At 47.7% G+C, this 16545-nt stretch carries 17 protein-coding genes and 1 pseudogene; 4 read left to right on the forward strand and 14 right to left on the reverse strand.

Going from position 1 to position 16545, the window contains the following annotated elements; genetic code table 11:
• Positions 1 to 27: 27 nt before the first annotated feature.
• The 11 genes and pseudogenes from ACDJ59_RS17355 to ACDJ59_RS17405 form a co-directional block, all read right to left on the reverse strand.
• The gene (locus ACDJ59_RS17355; protein ID WP_413404413.1) at positions 28 to 912 is read right to left on the reverse strand and encodes a serine/threonine protein kinase; all 885 of its coding nucleotides are present in this window, start codon (positions 910 to 912) and stop codon (positions 28 to 30) included.
• The gene (locus ACDJ59_RS17360) at positions 909 to 1487 is read right to left on the reverse strand and encodes a GNAT family N-acetyltransferase (RefSeq protein WP_413404415.1); all 579 of its coding nucleotides are present in this window, start codon (positions 1485 to 1487) and stop codon (positions 909 to 911) included. The genes ACDJ59_RS17355 and ACDJ59_RS17360 overlap by 4 nt, the downstream gene beginning before the upstream one ends.
• Positions 1484 to 2065, reverse strand: a pseudogene (locus tag ACDJ59_RS17365) (DJ-1/PfpI family protein). The gene ACDJ59_RS17360 and the pseudogene ACDJ59_RS17365 overlap by 4 nt, the downstream one beginning before the upstream one ends.
• A 213-nt stretch (positions 2066 to 2278) precedes the next feature.
• A complete protein-coding gene (locus ACDJ59_RS17370) occupies positions 2279 to 3199 on the reverse strand; it encodes an SDR family oxidoreductase (RefSeq protein WP_413404417.1) in 921 nt (306 codons plus the stop codon).
• Between the two features lie 60 nt (positions 3200 to 3259).
• Positions 3260 to 4588, reverse strand: coding sequence for a F390 synthetase-related protein (locus ACDJ59_RS17375; protein WP_413404419.1), 1329 nt, complete (start codon positions 4586 to 4588; stop codon positions 3260 to 3262).
• Entirely contained in the window at positions 4585 to 5445 is an 861-nt protein-coding gene (locus tag ACDJ59_RS17380) for an MBL fold metallo-hydrolase (protein ID WP_413404421.1), read from the reverse strand. The genes ACDJ59_RS17375 and ACDJ59_RS17380 overlap by 4 nt, the downstream gene beginning before the upstream one ends.
• The gene (locus tag ACDJ59_RS17385; protein WP_413404423.1) at positions 5439 to 6434 is read right to left on the reverse strand and encodes an NAD-dependent epimerase/dehydratase family protein; all 996 of its coding nucleotides are present in this window, start codon (positions 6432 to 6434) and stop codon (positions 5439 to 5441) included. Before ACDJ59_RS17385 ends, ACDJ59_RS17380 begins: the two co-directional genes overlap by 7 nt.
• Positions 6431 to 7723 carry an ATP-grasp domain-containing protein gene (locus ACDJ59_RS17390; RefSeq protein WP_413404425.1) on the reverse strand — a complete coding sequence of 431 codons (1293 nt, stop codon included), beginning with the start codon at positions 7721 to 7723 and terminating at the stop codon, positions 6431 to 6433. The genes ACDJ59_RS17385 and ACDJ59_RS17390 overlap by 4 nt, the downstream gene beginning before the upstream one ends.
• Positions 7713 to 8714, reverse strand: a complete 1002-nt coding sequence (locus ACDJ59_RS17395; RefSeq protein WP_413404427.1) for a beta-ketoacyl-ACP synthase III — start codon at positions 8712 to 8714, stop codon at positions 7713 to 7715. The genes ACDJ59_RS17390 and ACDJ59_RS17395 overlap by 11 nt, the downstream gene beginning before the upstream one ends.
• A 384-nt stretch (positions 8715 to 9098) precedes the next feature.
• Positions 9099 to 9989: a TIGR01777 family oxidoreductase gene (locus ACDJ59_RS17400; protein ID WP_413404429.1), complete on the reverse strand. Its 891-nt coding sequence runs from the start codon at positions 9987 to 9989 to the stop codon at positions 9099 to 9101.
• Between the two features lie 116 nt (positions 9990 to 10105).
• Positions 10106 to 10627 (reverse strand): hypothetical protein, encoded by a 522-nt coding sequence (locus ACDJ59_RS17405; RefSeq protein ID WP_413404431.1) that lies wholly within the window; start codon positions 10625 to 10627, stop codon positions 10106 to 10108.
• Between the two features lie 167 nt (positions 10628 to 10794).
• Between ACDJ59_RS17405 and ACDJ59_RS17410 the strand changes: the two genes are divergently transcribed.
• Both ACDJ59_RS17410 and ACDJ59_RS17415 read left to right on the forward strand, forming a co-directional pair.
• Entirely contained in the window at positions 10795 to 11169 is a 375-nt protein-coding gene (locus tag ACDJ59_RS17410) for a BlaI/MecI/CopY family transcriptional regulator (protein ID WP_017689706.1), read from the forward strand.
• Positions 11170 to 11175: 6 nt separating this feature from the next.
• Entirely contained in the window at positions 11176 to 12507 is a 1332-nt protein-coding gene (locus ACDJ59_RS17415) for a M56 family metallopeptidase (RefSeq protein WP_413404434.1), read from the forward strand.
• A 91-nt stretch (positions 12508 to 12598) separates the two neighbouring features.
• On the opposite strand, the gene ACDJ59_RS17420 is transcribed toward ACDJ59_RS17415, so the two are convergent.
• The 3 genes from ACDJ59_RS17420 to ACDJ59_RS17430 all read right to left on the reverse strand — a co-directional run bounded on the left by ACDJ59_RS17420 (position 12599) and on the right by ACDJ59_RS17430 (position 14573).
• On the reverse strand, positions 12599 to 13333 hold the full coding sequence (locus ACDJ59_RS17420) for a YdcF family protein (RefSeq protein ID WP_413404436.1): 735 nt from the start codon (positions 13331 to 13333) through the stop codon (positions 12599 to 12601).
• Positions 13334 to 13383: 50 nt separating this feature from the next.
• Positions 13384 to 13512: a hypothetical protein gene (locus ACDJ59_RS17425; RefSeq protein WP_413404438.1), complete on the reverse strand. Its 129-nt coding sequence runs from the start codon at positions 13510 to 13512 to the stop codon at positions 13384 to 13386.
• A 215-nt stretch (positions 13513 to 13727) separates the two neighbouring features.
• Positions 13728 to 14573 (reverse strand): AraC family transcriptional regulator, encoded by an 846-nt coding sequence (locus tag ACDJ59_RS17430; protein ID WP_413404440.1) that lies wholly within the window; start codon positions 14571 to 14573, stop codon positions 13728 to 13730.
• 235 nt (positions 14574 to 14808) lie between these two features.
• Here ACDJ59_RS17430 and ACDJ59_RS17435 point away from each other — a divergent pair, with 235 nt between their 5' ends.
• On the forward strand, positions 14809 to 15339 hold the full coding sequence (locus ACDJ59_RS17435) for a TetR/AcrR family transcriptional regulator (RefSeq protein ID WP_413404442.1): 531 nt from the start codon (positions 14809 to 14811) through the stop codon (positions 15337 to 15339).
• An 88-nt stretch (positions 15340 to 15427) separates the two neighbouring features.
• The gene (locus ACDJ59_RS17440) at positions 15428 to 16534 is read left to right on the forward strand and encodes an MFS transporter (RefSeq protein WP_413404444.1); all 1107 of its coding nucleotides are present in this window, start codon (positions 15428 to 15430) and stop codon (positions 16532 to 16534) included.
• The last annotated feature ends 11 nt before the right edge of the window (positions 16535 to 16545 follow it).

Raw genomic sequence — 16545 nt, forward strand, 5'->3', positions numbered from 1 at the left:
ATATTTGCGAAAATTACGCCGCTCCACTCATTGACCTTGCACGGCAGCTTGTTTCCAGGCCTCACCAAGTTCCGCAATCGATGCGTACCGCTCGGGCCGATCATCGCTCACTGCACGCATCACAACCTGATACAATGCTTCTCCGGCATCCCATCTGTCATAGGAACGCTCTTTCTCCCCGCCAAGCAACCCAAACGCCATTGCCCCCATATTGAATACATTGGTAACCGCATCTATGGGTGCGCCTAGCTCAAACTCTTCGGGAGACATAAAGCGGGAAGATCCCCACATACGCCCCATGGTATTGGTAAAAGAGCCCTTCCGATACAAGTCGATATCACAAATTTTCATCGCATGTTTGTCAAAATCATAGATCAGACTGCCATCATACAAATCAACAGCCACATAACCTCTTCGTTCCACCTCGATATGAAAATCCAGAATCTGTTCCATAGCCCGAATGCGTGTCTCCACTGGAAGCTGTCTGAACCGATAGTAGGGCGAACGCGGATCTTCATATTTGGCCGGAGGCGGAAAATACCAGTGGGAATGCAGACACTCCCCATCCACCCAATCGAATACACAGCCATACCCCTCATCCGTTGCAAAATGATCCGTTAGTCGAATCAACGTGTCATGCGCCAAATCTTCGTAAACGGAAACAGATGATTTCAGATTACGAATGGCTTCCGGGGGACTTCCCGTATGATTCGCATGAATCGTATGTGCTCCCGCATATTTAACGAACAATCGCTTTCCATCCTTTTGCACAATACCGAAGGAAATATTCCCTGAATCCTGCTGATCGAATACGCGAAAGACTGTACCCAATGGCTGTAACCAATCGAAAGAATGAGACTCTTTTAAGACAAAGGAAACACCGTCGATCTCAAGTTCAACATGATCTGTCATCGGACTCCTCCTGTGCTTATATCTTCATTCAATGTTGAATGCTCCGTATAAAAGTAATTCATATGCGCCTCATCATATCCCTGACCGTTGACTTCCAATGCGTTACGCTCGATGCCGTAAACTTCAAATCCATATCGCTCGTATAAACGTCGGGCTGATTCATTGGTTGTCACTACACTCAGATTAATCTGCTTGATGCCCTCCAGATGTCTTCCACGATCCAACACCTCGCGGAGCAAGCGCGAAGCCAGCCCACTTCCCCGATATGGCGGAGCTACATAGACGCCCCAGATCATGCCTTTGTGCCTGAGTTTCAGGCCGTGTTCCCTTTTGAAACCCATCATTCCCGCCAAAGTTCCTTCTTCTGTGTATGCTCCCAGAACATAATCATCGGGCTCATTATGTATGCGTTCCTGTACTTCATTCATGGGGATCTGAATCGACAATTCAAACGAAGCCCCAAAGGCTTCAGGATGTGTTTTCAATGCTTCCAGTCGTAAATGCCAGTAGATGTCTGCTTCATCCCGCTGAATATTGCGAATGATATAGGTCTCTTGCTTTCGATCTTCGTTCATTCTTCGACCACTCCCTGCATTTCATAAGGATAATCGATCTGAAGTTTTACATTCGCTGCCGCTTCCTGTCCTGCAAGCAACCCAACAACATAAATTCCTAGGTCAATGGACGTGGCTACTCCACCGGCCGTAATTACATTTCCATCTTTTACAATCCGCTTCTGAATTACCTCGGTGACATACGGCTCAAGCAAATTATATGCACGGGGATGTGTTGTTGCTTTTTTACCGGATAAAAAACCAGCCGCACCTAGCAGCAGAGAGCCTGTGCACACCGAAACCTTCAAAGGCACAGATTCAGCCTGTTTCAGCCAACCTACGAAAGACTCGTCATATCGAAGCTTGCGCGTTCCCATGCCCCCGGGGATAAACACGAGATCATATTCCGACAGGTCAGGCTTCACGCGATCCACCTTCAACGTTAAACCAGACTCATCCGTGACCTGATCTGTCATGGCACAGGTTTCCCACGTCGTTCATTTGGTTGGTTCAAAGAAATTCAACCGATTGATCACATCATAAAATCCTGCAAAATCAAGGAAAGTCAGCCCATCAAACAAAACGAATGCCATTTTCATTGGTAACCTCCGCGTTTTAATTTGGTGCATCCTGATTATGTTTCTGATTCCGATCCCGGTCCATTGCTTCCTTCACCCGGTCACGTGCTGGCAACTTGCTATTGATATGAAAGAGCAGACCCACAATCGCAAGAAGTAAAATAATGACGATTAATTCGAATATGGCTTATCCCTCCCAATCGGAATTATGCAATCGTATCTCCTGCCTAATCGCTATTTTAAGCCACGGGCGATGATCCACTCCAGCCACTTCCAGGGTAGCAGTACTTTACCTATGATGAGCACACGCGAACCTTTTCCCAGCGCATATCGAAGTCTTGGTGCACGCATCCGTGCGATTCGGCCGATCAGATCTGCCACTTCCTGTGGGTCAGGTGCAGTCTCACTCGCATGTTTGGAATAACGAAGAACCGCATCCAACTTATGCTTATACGGAGAGTCCTCGCTCCGATGGATCTCGCCCAGACCCTTATTCCAGATCGGTGTGCGATAAGAGCCCGGCTCAACTAATACCACCCGGACGCCAAACGAAGACATCTCATGGCGCAAACTTTCCGTGAATCCTTCCACAGCGAATTTGGAGGCAGCATAGGGCGCATACCCTGGAAAACCGGACAACCCACTTACACTGGACAAATTAATAATTAACCCCTGCTCTTGTTCACGCATCACAGGCAGGACCGAACGTGTCACAGCGATTAATCCAAACAAATTCGTTTCCATCTGGCGCCGCCAATCCTCCATTGACACTTCCTCAATGAACCCGCCCACCGCAAATCCCGCATTGTTCACCAGCATGTCGATTCGGCCATGGTCGTGAAGTACGGTCCCCACAGCTTTTTGCACCGATTCAGCATCGGTCACATCCAGTTGCACATATTGTAAAAGTTCAGCTATCCCCGCCTGTTCAGCCAGTTTAACCAACTCTTCTCTTCGACTCAGATCACGCATTGTAGCAACAACAAGGTATCCCTGCTTGGCAAGGGTGATTGCGGTAAGCATACCGAAACCACTGGATGTACCTGTAATTAAAGCCACGGGAGCGTTAGTTCCTTCCTTCGTCTTTTTCACTACATCAGAACCTGTATTAATCCGTCCCTGTCCGGCTTCTGTTAAGTGTTCCTCTACTGTCACGGCGTGACCTTCTTTCCTCGGTAAATTGCTTACTTCCGACCTAGACCGCAAGACTCCTGCTTAATCCGTCACTCCGTTATGCCGTCTCTCAACTCTGCGTAGCTTTGTAATTCCCGGTTCAAACGTATATGGAACGAATCTGACCTCAGGCAAAGTACATTCCAGACGCTCTCCCAGCTTCATCAGTTCCCACAGTACATCTGTCTCGACCTGCTCCATCACTGCGCTCCCGCCAAGCCGAAGGGATACCTCCATTGTTCCGTCCCCTTGCTGCACCACACGATAATGTTCAATATCTGGCGAAGCCGCAATGACCGAACGAGTGACGAAATCCGGAAAGACCGGTACTGCCTCACCCGTATGTAGTTGTGAAAAATAAAGCATGTCATCACAGCGGCCTTCAATCCGCTCAATGGCGGTAAACGGGGAACCACAGGCACACGGCATCGCCGCCCCGGTCAGAATATCATTCAGCCGATACCGGATGATCGGCTGTGATGTTCTGGAGAAGTCCGTAATAATGGGCACGAACCGCCGGGTGGCGGGATCAATGAACTCTTTTTCAATATGGACTATATCCTCATTCAAATGCAGTGTGCCGTAGCAACAGGTCGCACCCAGAAATCCTTCTGTACATTGATAGACTTGATGAACGGTCTGTCCGAAGACCTGCTCCAACACCTTGCGATCCAGGGGGTCCAGCACCTCGGCAACAGAGATGATTTTATCCGGTACAGCAGTCAGATAGCCTGCCACATAGGCATCCGCCAACAGACGCAGCATGGATGGAGGAGCCACCCACACGGTAGGTTGGTAGGTTTCCAGCCGCTTAATCAAGGTCTCCACACGTTCCAGCAGATCAAAGTACTGAAACTGCAATTTGCCACGCTGCACGGATTCATACAGATTACTATTGGCCCGCAAGAAAAACGCAATCTTCGCAGGTTCCCACAGTCCACCAGGCAGCAACTTAGCCAGCACCGTACCCGTCCACGCATCCTGCTCCCGATCACTCACCAGAAATATCCCCCGGTTCCCTGAGGTGCCCGAAGATAGTCCAACCGTCACGCCTTGAATGGAAGGTTTGAAGTCACGCGTTTCTTCACTTTCACCTGCAAAAGCCAGCGCTTCGTCCTTGGTAATGCCCACCGTGTTCAGTGTATCGAAGTGCTGCATCATGATTGATTTGTCAATCAAGGGAAATTTTCTCCAGTCGGATGCGTTCAAGCTACCCCACCACTTCCGGTAAAATGAGGATCGGGCACGAATCTGATGAACATGCCGAATAATCCGGCGTTCTTGCCAGCGCTCCAGTTGTTCTCGCGTTTTCCACTTTCTCAGCCCACGTGCGAGAGCATAATGAACCACAATACGAAGGGTATTGCTCATCGTTTCTGCCCTCCTGTACCCCAAGCGTCCAATACCTCTCGGCAATGACTCGGCACAATCCGAATGTGGGGAAACTGCTGATGCAGCTGAACCAGCTTGTTAAAGTTACGGTGGTATTCCTTTCGATCAGACATAATAATACCCGCGAGCACATGAGGTTTGCGCTGTTCACGAAAAGCCCGACTCGACCACACCGCGTCCGCGCACAGGAAATAGTCATGTTCTTCTGTACGCAGTAGAAGTCCCATCATGCCTTCCGCATGACCGGATACATCCACCCCCAGCAGACTGCCATCGCCGAAGATATCGTAGAATTCATCAAAAGGGAACTCTTTCCCCGCTCTCGTCCATCGCTCAGGCTGACACGTAACAGGCAATGATCTGGCCATAAAATCCGCGGGCAACAACCCGGCAAGAAAACCTGCCTTTACAGCCGCAATTGAACCGAGTGAGCGCACAGCATCATAGGCTCTTGGTAGATAGATAAATTGTGCCTCTGGGAAATCTGGCACACCCGCGATGTGATCGCCGTGAAAATGCGAGAGGATGATATACCGAATATCCGAAGCTTTCAGTCCAATTCGAGCCAAAAAATGAACGGCACTATCCTCTTCACGATAGACCACAGGTGTAATATGACGATACAGTGCGTTAGGCAAATGAGCCGTTTCCTCGAAAAAGCGGGAACTATATCCCGTATCCAACAGGATCGGTCCATGTACGGGATGAATGATGCAGGCAAATCCTGCCGGGAAAGGTACTGGACTCAATCGGCCACCACGCAGCGTCAGAAACTCTGGATGTGTACAGTAACCCGCCGCACCCAAATATAATTCTACTGGAGTTGTCGTCAGCATGATTCAGCCCTCCACCAGTCTGCAAATTGTTGCAATCCCTCTTCAATGGACACCCGAGGGATGTATCCCAATTGCTCCTGTGCATCCGTAATATCCAACGTCTGAGGGATGGATAAGGAGCCGACTGTATACCGTGTCAACACAGGTTCACCCAACGCAGGAATAAAACCATGAACACGCTCAAGCAATGCTGCCACTCCATACGCCATCCGATAAGGAATGTTTCGACGATGCAGCGGCATATCCAGCATGCCAAACAGGCTGCTCACCAACTCACTGAACGCCCTTGGATCGCCATTGGAGATATTGTAAGCTCTGCCGAGCGCTTCGTCAGAGGCATCGCGGCACAATAATATGGCATCCACCACATTATCCACACAGGTCAGATCGATTAAAGCCTGTCCACCACCGATCATCGGCACGCCCGATTTTGCGTTTGCTGCGACAATTCTGGGAAATAACGTCTGATCATACGGACCAAAAATAGCTCGCGGTCGAATCATGATTGACGGAAGCCCCTTCGCATGCCCCTCCATCACAACCTGCTCAGCGAGAAGCTTCGTGGCTGCATAATGATTGGCTGGTTTGGATGGCAACGGATCATTCTCATGTACGTTATATCGCGGGTTGTAGTTAAAATATATACTCGGAGTTGAGACATGTATGAATCGCTGTACCTCATTATGCAGGCAGCCATCTACAAGATTCTGCGTCCCTTCTACATTGCTGCTATAAAAGTCACGATATCGGCCCCAAGGCGAGGATAGAGCTGCACAGTGAAACACCACATCCTGTCCCGTACACGCTTCGTTCACTGCAGCCTCATCCCGTATATCTCCATTCAGGAATCGGATTCCTGCCAACTCAAGTTCTGCACCAACCTTTGGCTGTCGGCCCATGCCAGTGACTTCCCATCCATCTTTTGCAAGTCGTATCGCGAGATGCCTGCCCAGACATCCCGTAGCTCCTGTAACCAATGCTCTATTCATTGTTGTTCACCGTTCCATTCTATGTCATGAGTCAAAGCTTCAGTCAGCGAGCACTTCTGCGATCTTGCCAGACGCCATGCGGCTAGCACCACTCCGAATTGTTCCATTAAAGGTTGGATATCCTGCCCTACATAGACCACATCCCTGGTTCCACACCATGCAGCTATCCATGCACGGAGCTTTCCTTTGCCGAAGATCTGCTGTACTCCGCTTCCCAGCATGGGAAGCATGAGCATGGCTTTGCTGCCCCGTGCGGGCGTGATCATTTTTCTTTCTTTGATCAACGTCTCCGGTTCAGTCAATGCACGCACCAAGTCATCTCCGGGGTGAAATAGATGAATCCCACTCGTTGCCCTCGGATTACACTCAATTGCATATACTTGCCCATCCGGACCTTCTATAAAATCAAACCCAATCTGTCCACTAAAACCCGTTGCCTCAACAAATTGTCTCACCCACGCAAGGGCATCCTCATGTTCCACCTGTTCAAAAAAAATACTGGCTCCCACGCTTCCTGTACGATAGCGACTGTCGTAAGTGGCATGTGCAACCAGTTGTCCTTCATGCGCTATGCTGTATGTACACAACATCTGACCAGGAATGTAGGCCTGTGCAACCCAAGGTGAAGCAACTGATAACTGCCCTTCTTCCGGTGGGTCGTTACGGATATGTCGACGGCTCTTTTGGCTTACGTTTCCTTCCTGATCAGTCCTTGCCCCAGTGTCATCAGTCATTAGTGTTGGCATGCGAACTTTGGCAGCAAAGCGGGAATACACCGGTTTCCATACCCAATCCCCCATCGTTTCCAGAACAGACTGAGCTTCCATCCATTCCTGTCGACTGTTTATTAGACGCGTATCTGGTACTGAAAGACCGAGTGACCCTGCAAGCTGGATAAAATCATATTTGTGGTGCAGCTCATGCAGCTGCTCCAGAGTTGTAACCAGGACACGACAATATGCACGCAGTCTGTCTGCCCCTTGAGCAACATAAAAGACTTCTTCACACATCGGAATCAACAGGTCGATCTGCCAATCCTGTGCCAACCGTTCCAGCTCTGCCAGATAAGCACCTGTGTTATGACGCGGCGATGGAACCACAGCGCACTGTTCCACTGCACTGGATGATCTGGTCAGATGCCGTACGGCACTCTCCGCAACATAGACCCGATGGCCTGCCCGATGAAGCATGCGTGCCAGATCTAGCGTTACGGGAGCCCTTCCGCCTGTAAGCAGCACACGGAGAGAAGCAGCTGTACGATGTCTGGTTTCCCCAGATCTAGTAGTCAAAAATGAGTCCTCCCAATGATAATCCGGCAGCCGTGCCAATCATCAACACCCGATCTCCACGCTGAATACGCTGTTGTCTAATCGCTTCATGCAGACCCATCGGGATCGATGCCGCAATCGTATTGCCGTGATTTCGTGTGATGTCCATAAACCGATCTTCAGCAATGCCAAGCTTCTTACGGATCAGTCTCATCGCCATGGCACTTCCCTGATGAGGAATGACCAATTGGAAATCTTCCATCTGATTCCCGGTCGCCTGCAACATATCGTTTATGAATCCGGGCAGAAGTCTGGAAGCCATGCGGAAGATGGCTTGTCCATCCATATGAAATAGGTAGGGTTCAGGCTGATCTGCCTTATAATTCGAAGCATGCATCCGTGTACCTCCACCTGCAATCTCCGAGAAGCGAGCACCTCGGCTGTAGGTTTGAAGGGAAGCATGTACAATCTGAGAGGATGACCCTTCAGGCGAACGCTCAATAATAACAGCGGCCGCTCCATCTCCGAACAGGGCCGCACTTTCTTTATCCCACCAATTCAGTCCGGCGGAGGCAATCTCAGTGGCTACGAGCAGTACTCGCTGGTAACGTCCAGCATCTACCATATAGGAAATCACATCCAGTCCGTTCAGGAAACTTAGGCAGGTTGCATCCATATCAAAGGCAGGTACGCCCGAATCTTGCTGCCCCATGGCCTGCTGGATAAATACCGCAGTACTTGGCAACGGTTGTTCCTTCGTGCCACTGGTACACACCAGACAGTCGATATCACTGAATTGTAATCCTGCATCCGCCAGTGCAGCTTCTGCAGCCCGCGCGCCCATGAAAGAGGAGGTTTCTTCACCCGAAGCATAATGGCGTACACCTACACCTGTGGCTTTGCTGACCCAGCCCGCAGGCACGTCCAAGCTGCGATCCAGTTCCTCATCGGTGACTTCCTGTTCAGGCAGGTACTTCCCTGTTCCCGCGATCCTTACTCTTCTAAGTTGCATTTCCCCAACCTCTTTCTGTTCATCTGACTGATAATAAGTTCAGCTAATTAGTATTGTATTTACACTGACACTCCGATGACAGAACAACCTTCCGATCGCTGTTATCCCCAGATTTTTTTGATTCCCTTCTTAAAAAGGGAAAATCCGGGGATAAGCTTATGCTTCCGATGCAGCTTTCTTTCAGAAAGCTTTTAGGCGACCGCTTCGCTTCTTCAAGTTTGTTCTGCCCTCTCCGTTATCGTGTAAATGTTTAGTTGAACATATATAAATGAAATGAATCCTCCACCTCAAATGGCGAAACGCCATGAAGTAGAAGCTTTGAAATATACAATAAAAGGGCAGATGCCTCTGCCCTTTTATTGTATTTTCTTTTGTTATGAAGTGTCATTTCTTCTTATTCAAAATCTTGGCAAGAGCGGCATCTAGTGTACCGTATGTGAACGTGAAGCCTTCCCTCTCCATTCGCTCGGGAATCACCCAACGGCTTTTGAGAACCAGTTCCGTCTCGGTCTGAATGAAGCGTGCGCCCAGTTCAAGCATCCAGCGAGGAGAAGGCAGTCCAATCCGCACCCCCATCTGTTCTCTCAGACGCGCCATTAGCTCCCGATTCGTCACCGGATGCGGAGAGGACGCATTGAACACACCATTCAAGTGGGGATGCTCTTGCAGATAAATTACCATGCGGAAGAGATCCTCGATATGAATCCAGCTGAACTGCTGTGTTCCTGCGCCTTGAGATCCTCCCAGTCCAAAACGGACGAGGTTCGTCATGGGCACCATAACGCCGCCCTCGCCCAGCACAATCGCAATCCGAAGTGCAATCTGACGCGTAGACGGCAGACTGAATTCAAAGAAAACCTGTTCCCATGCCTTGGCAACGTCGACCGAGAATCCGGAGCCAATCTCGCCCTCTTTTTCCGTCATGGGACGATCTTCAGCATGTCTGTATATGGTCGCTGTACTCGAATTAATCCATAGCTCGGGAGGATGATTACAAGCCAGGACGGCTTCGCCGAGAATGCGCGTTGTACGGGTTCTGGATTCCAGAATGACTTTGCGATTCTCATCCGTATAACGGCAGTTCACCGATTTACCTGCCAGGTTAATCAACATTTCTGCTTCTTCCAGTGCCCCTATAATTCCTGCACGATCCTCCCAGGCAATATGACCGGGCTGACGCGAGATAATTAACACCTCATACCCCAGCTTTCTGAACCTTTGGGCAAAATCCTGTCCAACAAATCCCGTTCCACCAGCTAATACAACCTTCTTCACGGTATCCCCTCATTTCCCATACTGGGTAAAGAATTCGCAAGATATAGATTGGAATGTTTCTATGCATGCAAAATACAGATATTAGATTAACACCGCCGGTGACCCGTTGGTTTGATTTATTTCGCACCCAGAGTTGCGTACAAGCGATCCCGCTTTTCGATAGCCCATGCGTTTGCAGGGTTTTGTTCCAGCTGATATCGGAGTTCATCATAAAAATCATGGATCATGAATCCATCTGGCAGATTGCCAAGCATGGCTGTAAAGTTGTACTCGGGCAGTGTTCTCTTTCCTTCACTGATCTGCTTCAGCCAGTCCATCCACTTTGCAAGAGTAAGCACTTCCTCCTGCCATAACTCAGCCTGTAACCCAAGTGCATCCTGAAGTTGCTCGTACGCCAATGGATCGGCGAAGACCCGGCAGGCCTGAACAGCTAGTTCGTACAACTCGGTCACTGCACGGCGTACCTCATGTTCAAGTTCGACCTCCAAGCCTCCCATGTAATCCTGAACCTGGATGCCCTGTCCATCATCATATAATAGTGGTGCCTGCGCCAACAGGCGTACAATCTCTTCCATCGCTTGCATTGAAACTCGCTTCTGCTCATAAAGAGCAGGTAATTGATATGCTGTAATAATCATTCACTCCTACATCGTTCTTCTATTAATGACCTATATTATAACATGGTTTGGCAATCATCTATCAGGATAACTTGACTATCCACTACAAGTTGTAGTAGTTTATACGTACTACGTAGTGTAGTAATACGATCGTTATGGACGCATAACGATGTTAAGGAGTGTTCACGGTGAACCAGATTCAAAAATTATCCGAAACAGAAATGGAGTTAATGGTTGTTATATGGTCATGCGCCCCACCGGTCACCTCGACAGAACTATTAGACATATTTGCTGAGAAAGGGAAAGCGTGGAAAGCGCAGACCATGTCTACCTTTCTGTCACGGTTGGTGGATAAAGGCGCACTTACCGTCACGAGACGTGGACGGACCAATGATTATGAGCCTCTTCTGAAACCCGAAGATTACAAACTACAGGAAACGCAGCATGTTCTTGATGGACTGTATCAAGGTTCAGTCAAGAATTTGGTTTCGGCCATGTATGACGGTGACAAGCTTTCAGACGATGACATTTCAGAACTGAAAAAATGGCTTTCGGAAAAGTAGGTGCAGATGATGAATATCTTTTTTGAGATTCTGTGCAGCCTGATCGTGGCGGGAAGTATCGTTTCTGTTTGTATTTTGGCACTACGACTTATACCCGTATCTGTTTTTCCGACCAAGTGGCTCTACAGACTCGGTAAACTGGCTATCTTGTTTTATCTGTTCCCGGTATCTCTTGGCCTTTCATGGCTTTTGGATATGGCATTCCAAACGACATCAACTATACCGGGTACGGAGAATGCAGCAGCTTCGGGCGTACTTGCAGGAACGTTTATTCCGGAACAAACTATTTCGGTAACCACAGCCTGGTTCTTGTTATGCGTATGGGGCATTGGAGTCATCAGTTTTTCTGCATGGCAGGTGTACTGTTATCGAAGATTTTTGAATGAATTATCTCGTACACGTACCCCAGTCCTCTGTCATAGTGAACCAGCTATACAGCTACCATTAATCAAAAAGGCTTTGGGTCTCAAACGCAATATCACGCTTGCTCACAGCACTCTAGTACGAAGCCCTATACTGGTTGGCTTGTTTAAACCCACGATATATCTGCCACCCGAAAATACGGTGAAAATGGACATCAGCATGGTAATTCATCATGAGTTGGTACATCTGAAACATAAAGATCTGTGGGTCAAAGCTTTGACCTTGGGGGTTAGTGCCCTGCACTGGTTCAATCCCCTGATTCATATGATTCGCCGGGACATTCATACCTGGAGCGAGTTGGCCTGTGATGAAGATGTGGTGAAAGAGATGTCCCACGAAGAACGAAGACGATATGGTGAGACAATTTTAAATGTGATGGCGGGAACCAAGAAAATGCCTGCTCAATTTTGTTCATCCCTATCGGGTGAAGGCAAACAATTAAAAAGGAGATTGATGATTATGTTTAATGTAAAGAAACTGAAAAAGAAACATTGGATGTTAAGTATGGGAGCCCTCCTGCTTATAACAGGAGTAAGTACGTCCACCGCCGTATGGGCATCAAACCATACGGTTAAAGTAGAGGCTGAGGCTTCTGAAACCGTGCCTTTTCCTTCTACTGATGGATCTTCTGAAATCGTAGCTTCTCCCAACAAGGTCGGAATTTCCGAAGCTGTAACTGCTCCTTCCACTTCCGAAACCCCTGAGATCGTGGCTCTACCTGAGGATGAAGTTTCCGAAGCTGTGCCAGTTCCGTCTGCTACTGTACCTTCTACTACTCTTCCATCTACTACTGAACCTTCTGAGGCTAAAGTTGTAGAAACAGCCACTGTTCCTTTTACGGGTGAATCTCCTGAAATCGTAGCTCTCCCTGGGGATAAGGTTTCAGTAACTGTACCTGTTCCTTCAGAAAAATAACCTATCGTTAAGGAGCAATAACATCCTTATATGCAAACAGGACGAAGCATAGATCCCAGCTTCGTCCTGTTTCCGTTTTCTGTCATGTGCATTAGATAAATGTTTTGATCGTAGCAAAATATTCACGGATCATGTTGACGGGTTTCAGATAACCCGGTGACGGAGCCGATATGCCATATTCTGCTGCATAACCGTTCTTGGCAGCGATGTATTTGGAACGGAACATATGATAGTCACTGGTGACTATCATGATCTCGGGGTGCTCTAACCCGGATTCAAGAATGATTTTTTTGGAAAAGGCCAAATTCTCCTGTGTACTTGTGGAGCGATCTTCCATAATGACTTGGGCGGGGTTAATCCCCTGTTCAATCAAATAGTTTTTCATGGCGAGCGCTTCAGGAATCGATTCTCCAGGTCCCTGTCCACCCGATACAATGACCGGTGTCTGAGGGTGACTGCGAATGTAGTCCAGACTGGCATCCAACCTTTGTTTCAGGGTCAATGACAATTCCGTTCCACGGATGCCTGAACCCAGAATAATGACATAGTCTGCCTCATCCGGATCATTCGCACCAAGCTGTGTGAATACAAGTGCTTCAATAATGACAAAAGAGACGGCAACCACGCCAAATCCGGTAAGGATAATCCGTTTCAGAATAACATGCTTCTGATAGTCAATCCGTCTTAGTACGATAAAAGCTATCGTGATCATTCCAAAAAACATGACTGCAAACCCTTGGCCCCAGAAGGCTAGAAATGCCACAAAACATGCCAACAGGACAAGATCAATGATCAGTCCATATTTTTGTAAGAACTTTTTTATCAAATCCGTAGACACTCCTTCTTGTACCCGCTATTCCGCAAATCACTTATTATTCAATAATTACGAATATATCCTGCACCTATGTAACTTTGAGGCAAATGGAGACTACGTACTCTCCGCAGGTCACGCATTAATTGCTCGTGTTGGATGATCGTCTGAATGAATGGATCCTCATATAACATATCTGCCTCCTGCGGTTCACCTCATTAGTCCTCTTATAGCTGTTAACCTTGATTCCAATATATCATGTTTACCTATCTGCAATAAAATGAACAACGCTTGAACATCCTCTGTACAACTTCGAATCTCTGATTAATCAGAACCAAATAACCCATAAACAGCTTCGGTTATCCGAATGTTTATGGGCTACAATGATCGAGTTTGAAACGGTTAAAATTTATTTAATCGGTATCCAGATTTGTGGCGGTTGATTGGGCCCCGGGTATACTTCCAGCTCCGGCATATATGCGTGCTCATAAGGGTTGGATGGAAACCATTCCGAAATAATCCGTTTCCACAGAAGCTGCATGCTCTCCGGCATCGGGCCTTCTACCTCAAATACACTCCATTTGGAAGCAGGCATGGTGAAGATTGATAATCCTTCCGGTACTTCACCATCGTAAGTCGTAGCAATCCAGTATTGCATCTGTTTCTCCTGAATTTCGCTCTGATCCACAACGACACCGAGTAAACCTTGAATAACCCCATTGTTCAGTTCAAACAAACGATCCTCTGTACCGCTTGTCCACGCTTCCTGCCACATCTTCCCGATGCCTTGCAGATGTTCTCCATCTGCATATGAGAAAGTTTGCTCTACTCCGACCAACGTAAATTCGGGATGTTCAACGATTTTATATTTCATCGGCTCTGCTCCTTTTAGACTCACTTGAATCACCAGACGATTATACGATTGGACAACGTTACTATTCTTACGAGCCTCACTGGGTGCGATCCCATGTTGTCTACGAAATGCTTTGGAGAAAGATTCCGGTGTGTCGTAACCGTATTTAAACGCCAGATCAATAATTTTGTGATCACTTTGAAGCAGTTCATGTGCTGCCAGTGTCAATCGTCTGCGTTTTATGTACTCAGCTACAGTAACATCAGTTAATAAAGCAAAGGTACGTTGAAAGTGAAAAGGAGAGATATGAGCCTGCGCTGCAATCTGCTCCATTGTCATATTTTCGAGCAAGTGGTCTTCCATATATTGAATAGCGACCTGTAATGCGTTGATCCAGTTCATGTAATAATCACTCCTTGATGTCTAATATAACGGATAAACCACCCAAAAACCTGTCATGTAGTGCTCTCATTTGTCCGGTTAATGTGCAAAGACGTTGTTCGGATAACGCCCTGCCCAGGCTTTGAACTAACCAGAGGCAAAGGAAGTCACAAAATTTGACAATGTAAACGATTTACTATAGCCTACGAGTATAATGATCGTTCTATCTTATTTTGAAGGGAGAGTATCACTGATCATGAGCAGCAAAAAGGAAATGCTTTTGAACGTGGCGGAAGAATTATTCTACCTCCACGGCTTCCATTCCATCGGCTTGAAGCGGATTATCACGGATGCCGGGATCGCGATTATGACGCTATACAATCACTTTGAGTCCAAGGATGATCTCATCGTCCAGGTGCTCCTGCGGCGCGAACAGCGTTATTTAGAACAACTCCGGCAATATGCAGACAATAAAGCACACCCCATGTTCCTCAATCTTGCTGAAGGACATGCAGCCTGGCTGAAAGAACACGAATCAAGAGGTTGCTTATTTTTACGCGCCAAAGAAGAATTCGGAGGTCATGCAGATCATATCATCGTGCAGACAGTGAATGCGCACAAAAGACATATGAGAACGTTAATTCAAACATTGGCGCCTGCTGCAAGTGATCGAGATCTATTGCAATTCTCCCTGCTGCTGGAGGGTTCCACGGCACTTGCTGAGACAGAAAATGTAAATAACGTCTGCCGTGAACTGATCCATATGACGCATAACAGTTTCAAGTAATGCTATTCCGGGTGAGTTAGTAGTTCAACTCACTTTTTTATTTAATGAGAAATATAATGATCGTTCTATCTAAAAGGCGGTGGATTTAATGAAAAAAATTATCTTTCCAGGCATTGCACTTATCGCTGTATGTTATGCATTCGGGCGATTCAGTTATGGACTGTTTATGCCGGAAATTTCGGAAGCCTTACAATTGAATGATGCAGCCTCTGGTGCGATTAACTCAGGAACGTATATTGCCTACTGTCTGTCTCTTCTAACTGCACCACTGTTGATTAATCGCAAGGGACATCATTATGTCATTCAATTGGCAGGAATTAGCGCAGTGCTCGGATTAACCGGCATTGCCCTGGCTCAGAATGCATGGGTTCTTACATTTAGTATATTTCTAGCCGGTTTGAGTACAGGCTGGGCCTCTCCAGCCCTCGGTAACACGGTTAATGCCGAGCTTGCTCCCGAGCTACAAGCAAGAGGCAACAGCTGGATTAACACAGGGACCAGCTTCGGGATTGTAATATCGGGTCCACTCTACTGGCTGTTCACGGATTACTGGCGTCTAACCTACATCCTGTTTGCTGTGATTGGTGTTGTGGTTCTGCTGTGGAACAGACGTGTTATTCCACCTACAAAGACACTGCCTTGTACCAAATCCATCTGGACATGCATGAAACCAACCAGAGCGGGTTCTGCTCTGCTGATGGCTTGTCTGTTGACAGGTGTTAGTTCAGCAATCTACTGGACTTTTGCCCGCAACTTCCTGACAGACGAGAAAGGGGCCTCCGATTCGGAAGCCGTGTTGTTCTGGATTGTGATGGGGGTTATGGGGATACTCGGTGGATGCGCTGGTCGCATTATTGAACGGTTCGAGATTGGGTGGTCCTACCGAATAGGCATACTTTTATTGGCTATTTCGCTCGGGGTTATCCTTCTGCCATCAATGACTGCCAGTCTCATCTCTGCGATCATATTTGGCAGCACGTATATTTTCCTGACCAGTGTATTTATCGTTTGGGCAACGAGACTATTCAGTCCAAATGTGTCCATCGGAATTAGTCTTGCCTTTCTCGCGCTGGGTGTGGGGCAATTCCTCGGCTCATCCATGGCAGGTTACACGATTGAAGTGTTTTCCAATACAACGGCATTTCTGGCCTTTGCTGTACTCGGCCTGTTTGGATTATTAATCCGGGTGAAATAAATGACAGAACA

This window comes from Paenibacillus amylolyticus (genome assembly GCF_047302515.1).
GTDB lineage: Bacteria > Bacillota > Bacilli > Paenibacillales > Paenibacillaceae > Paenibacillus > Paenibacillus amylolyticus_G.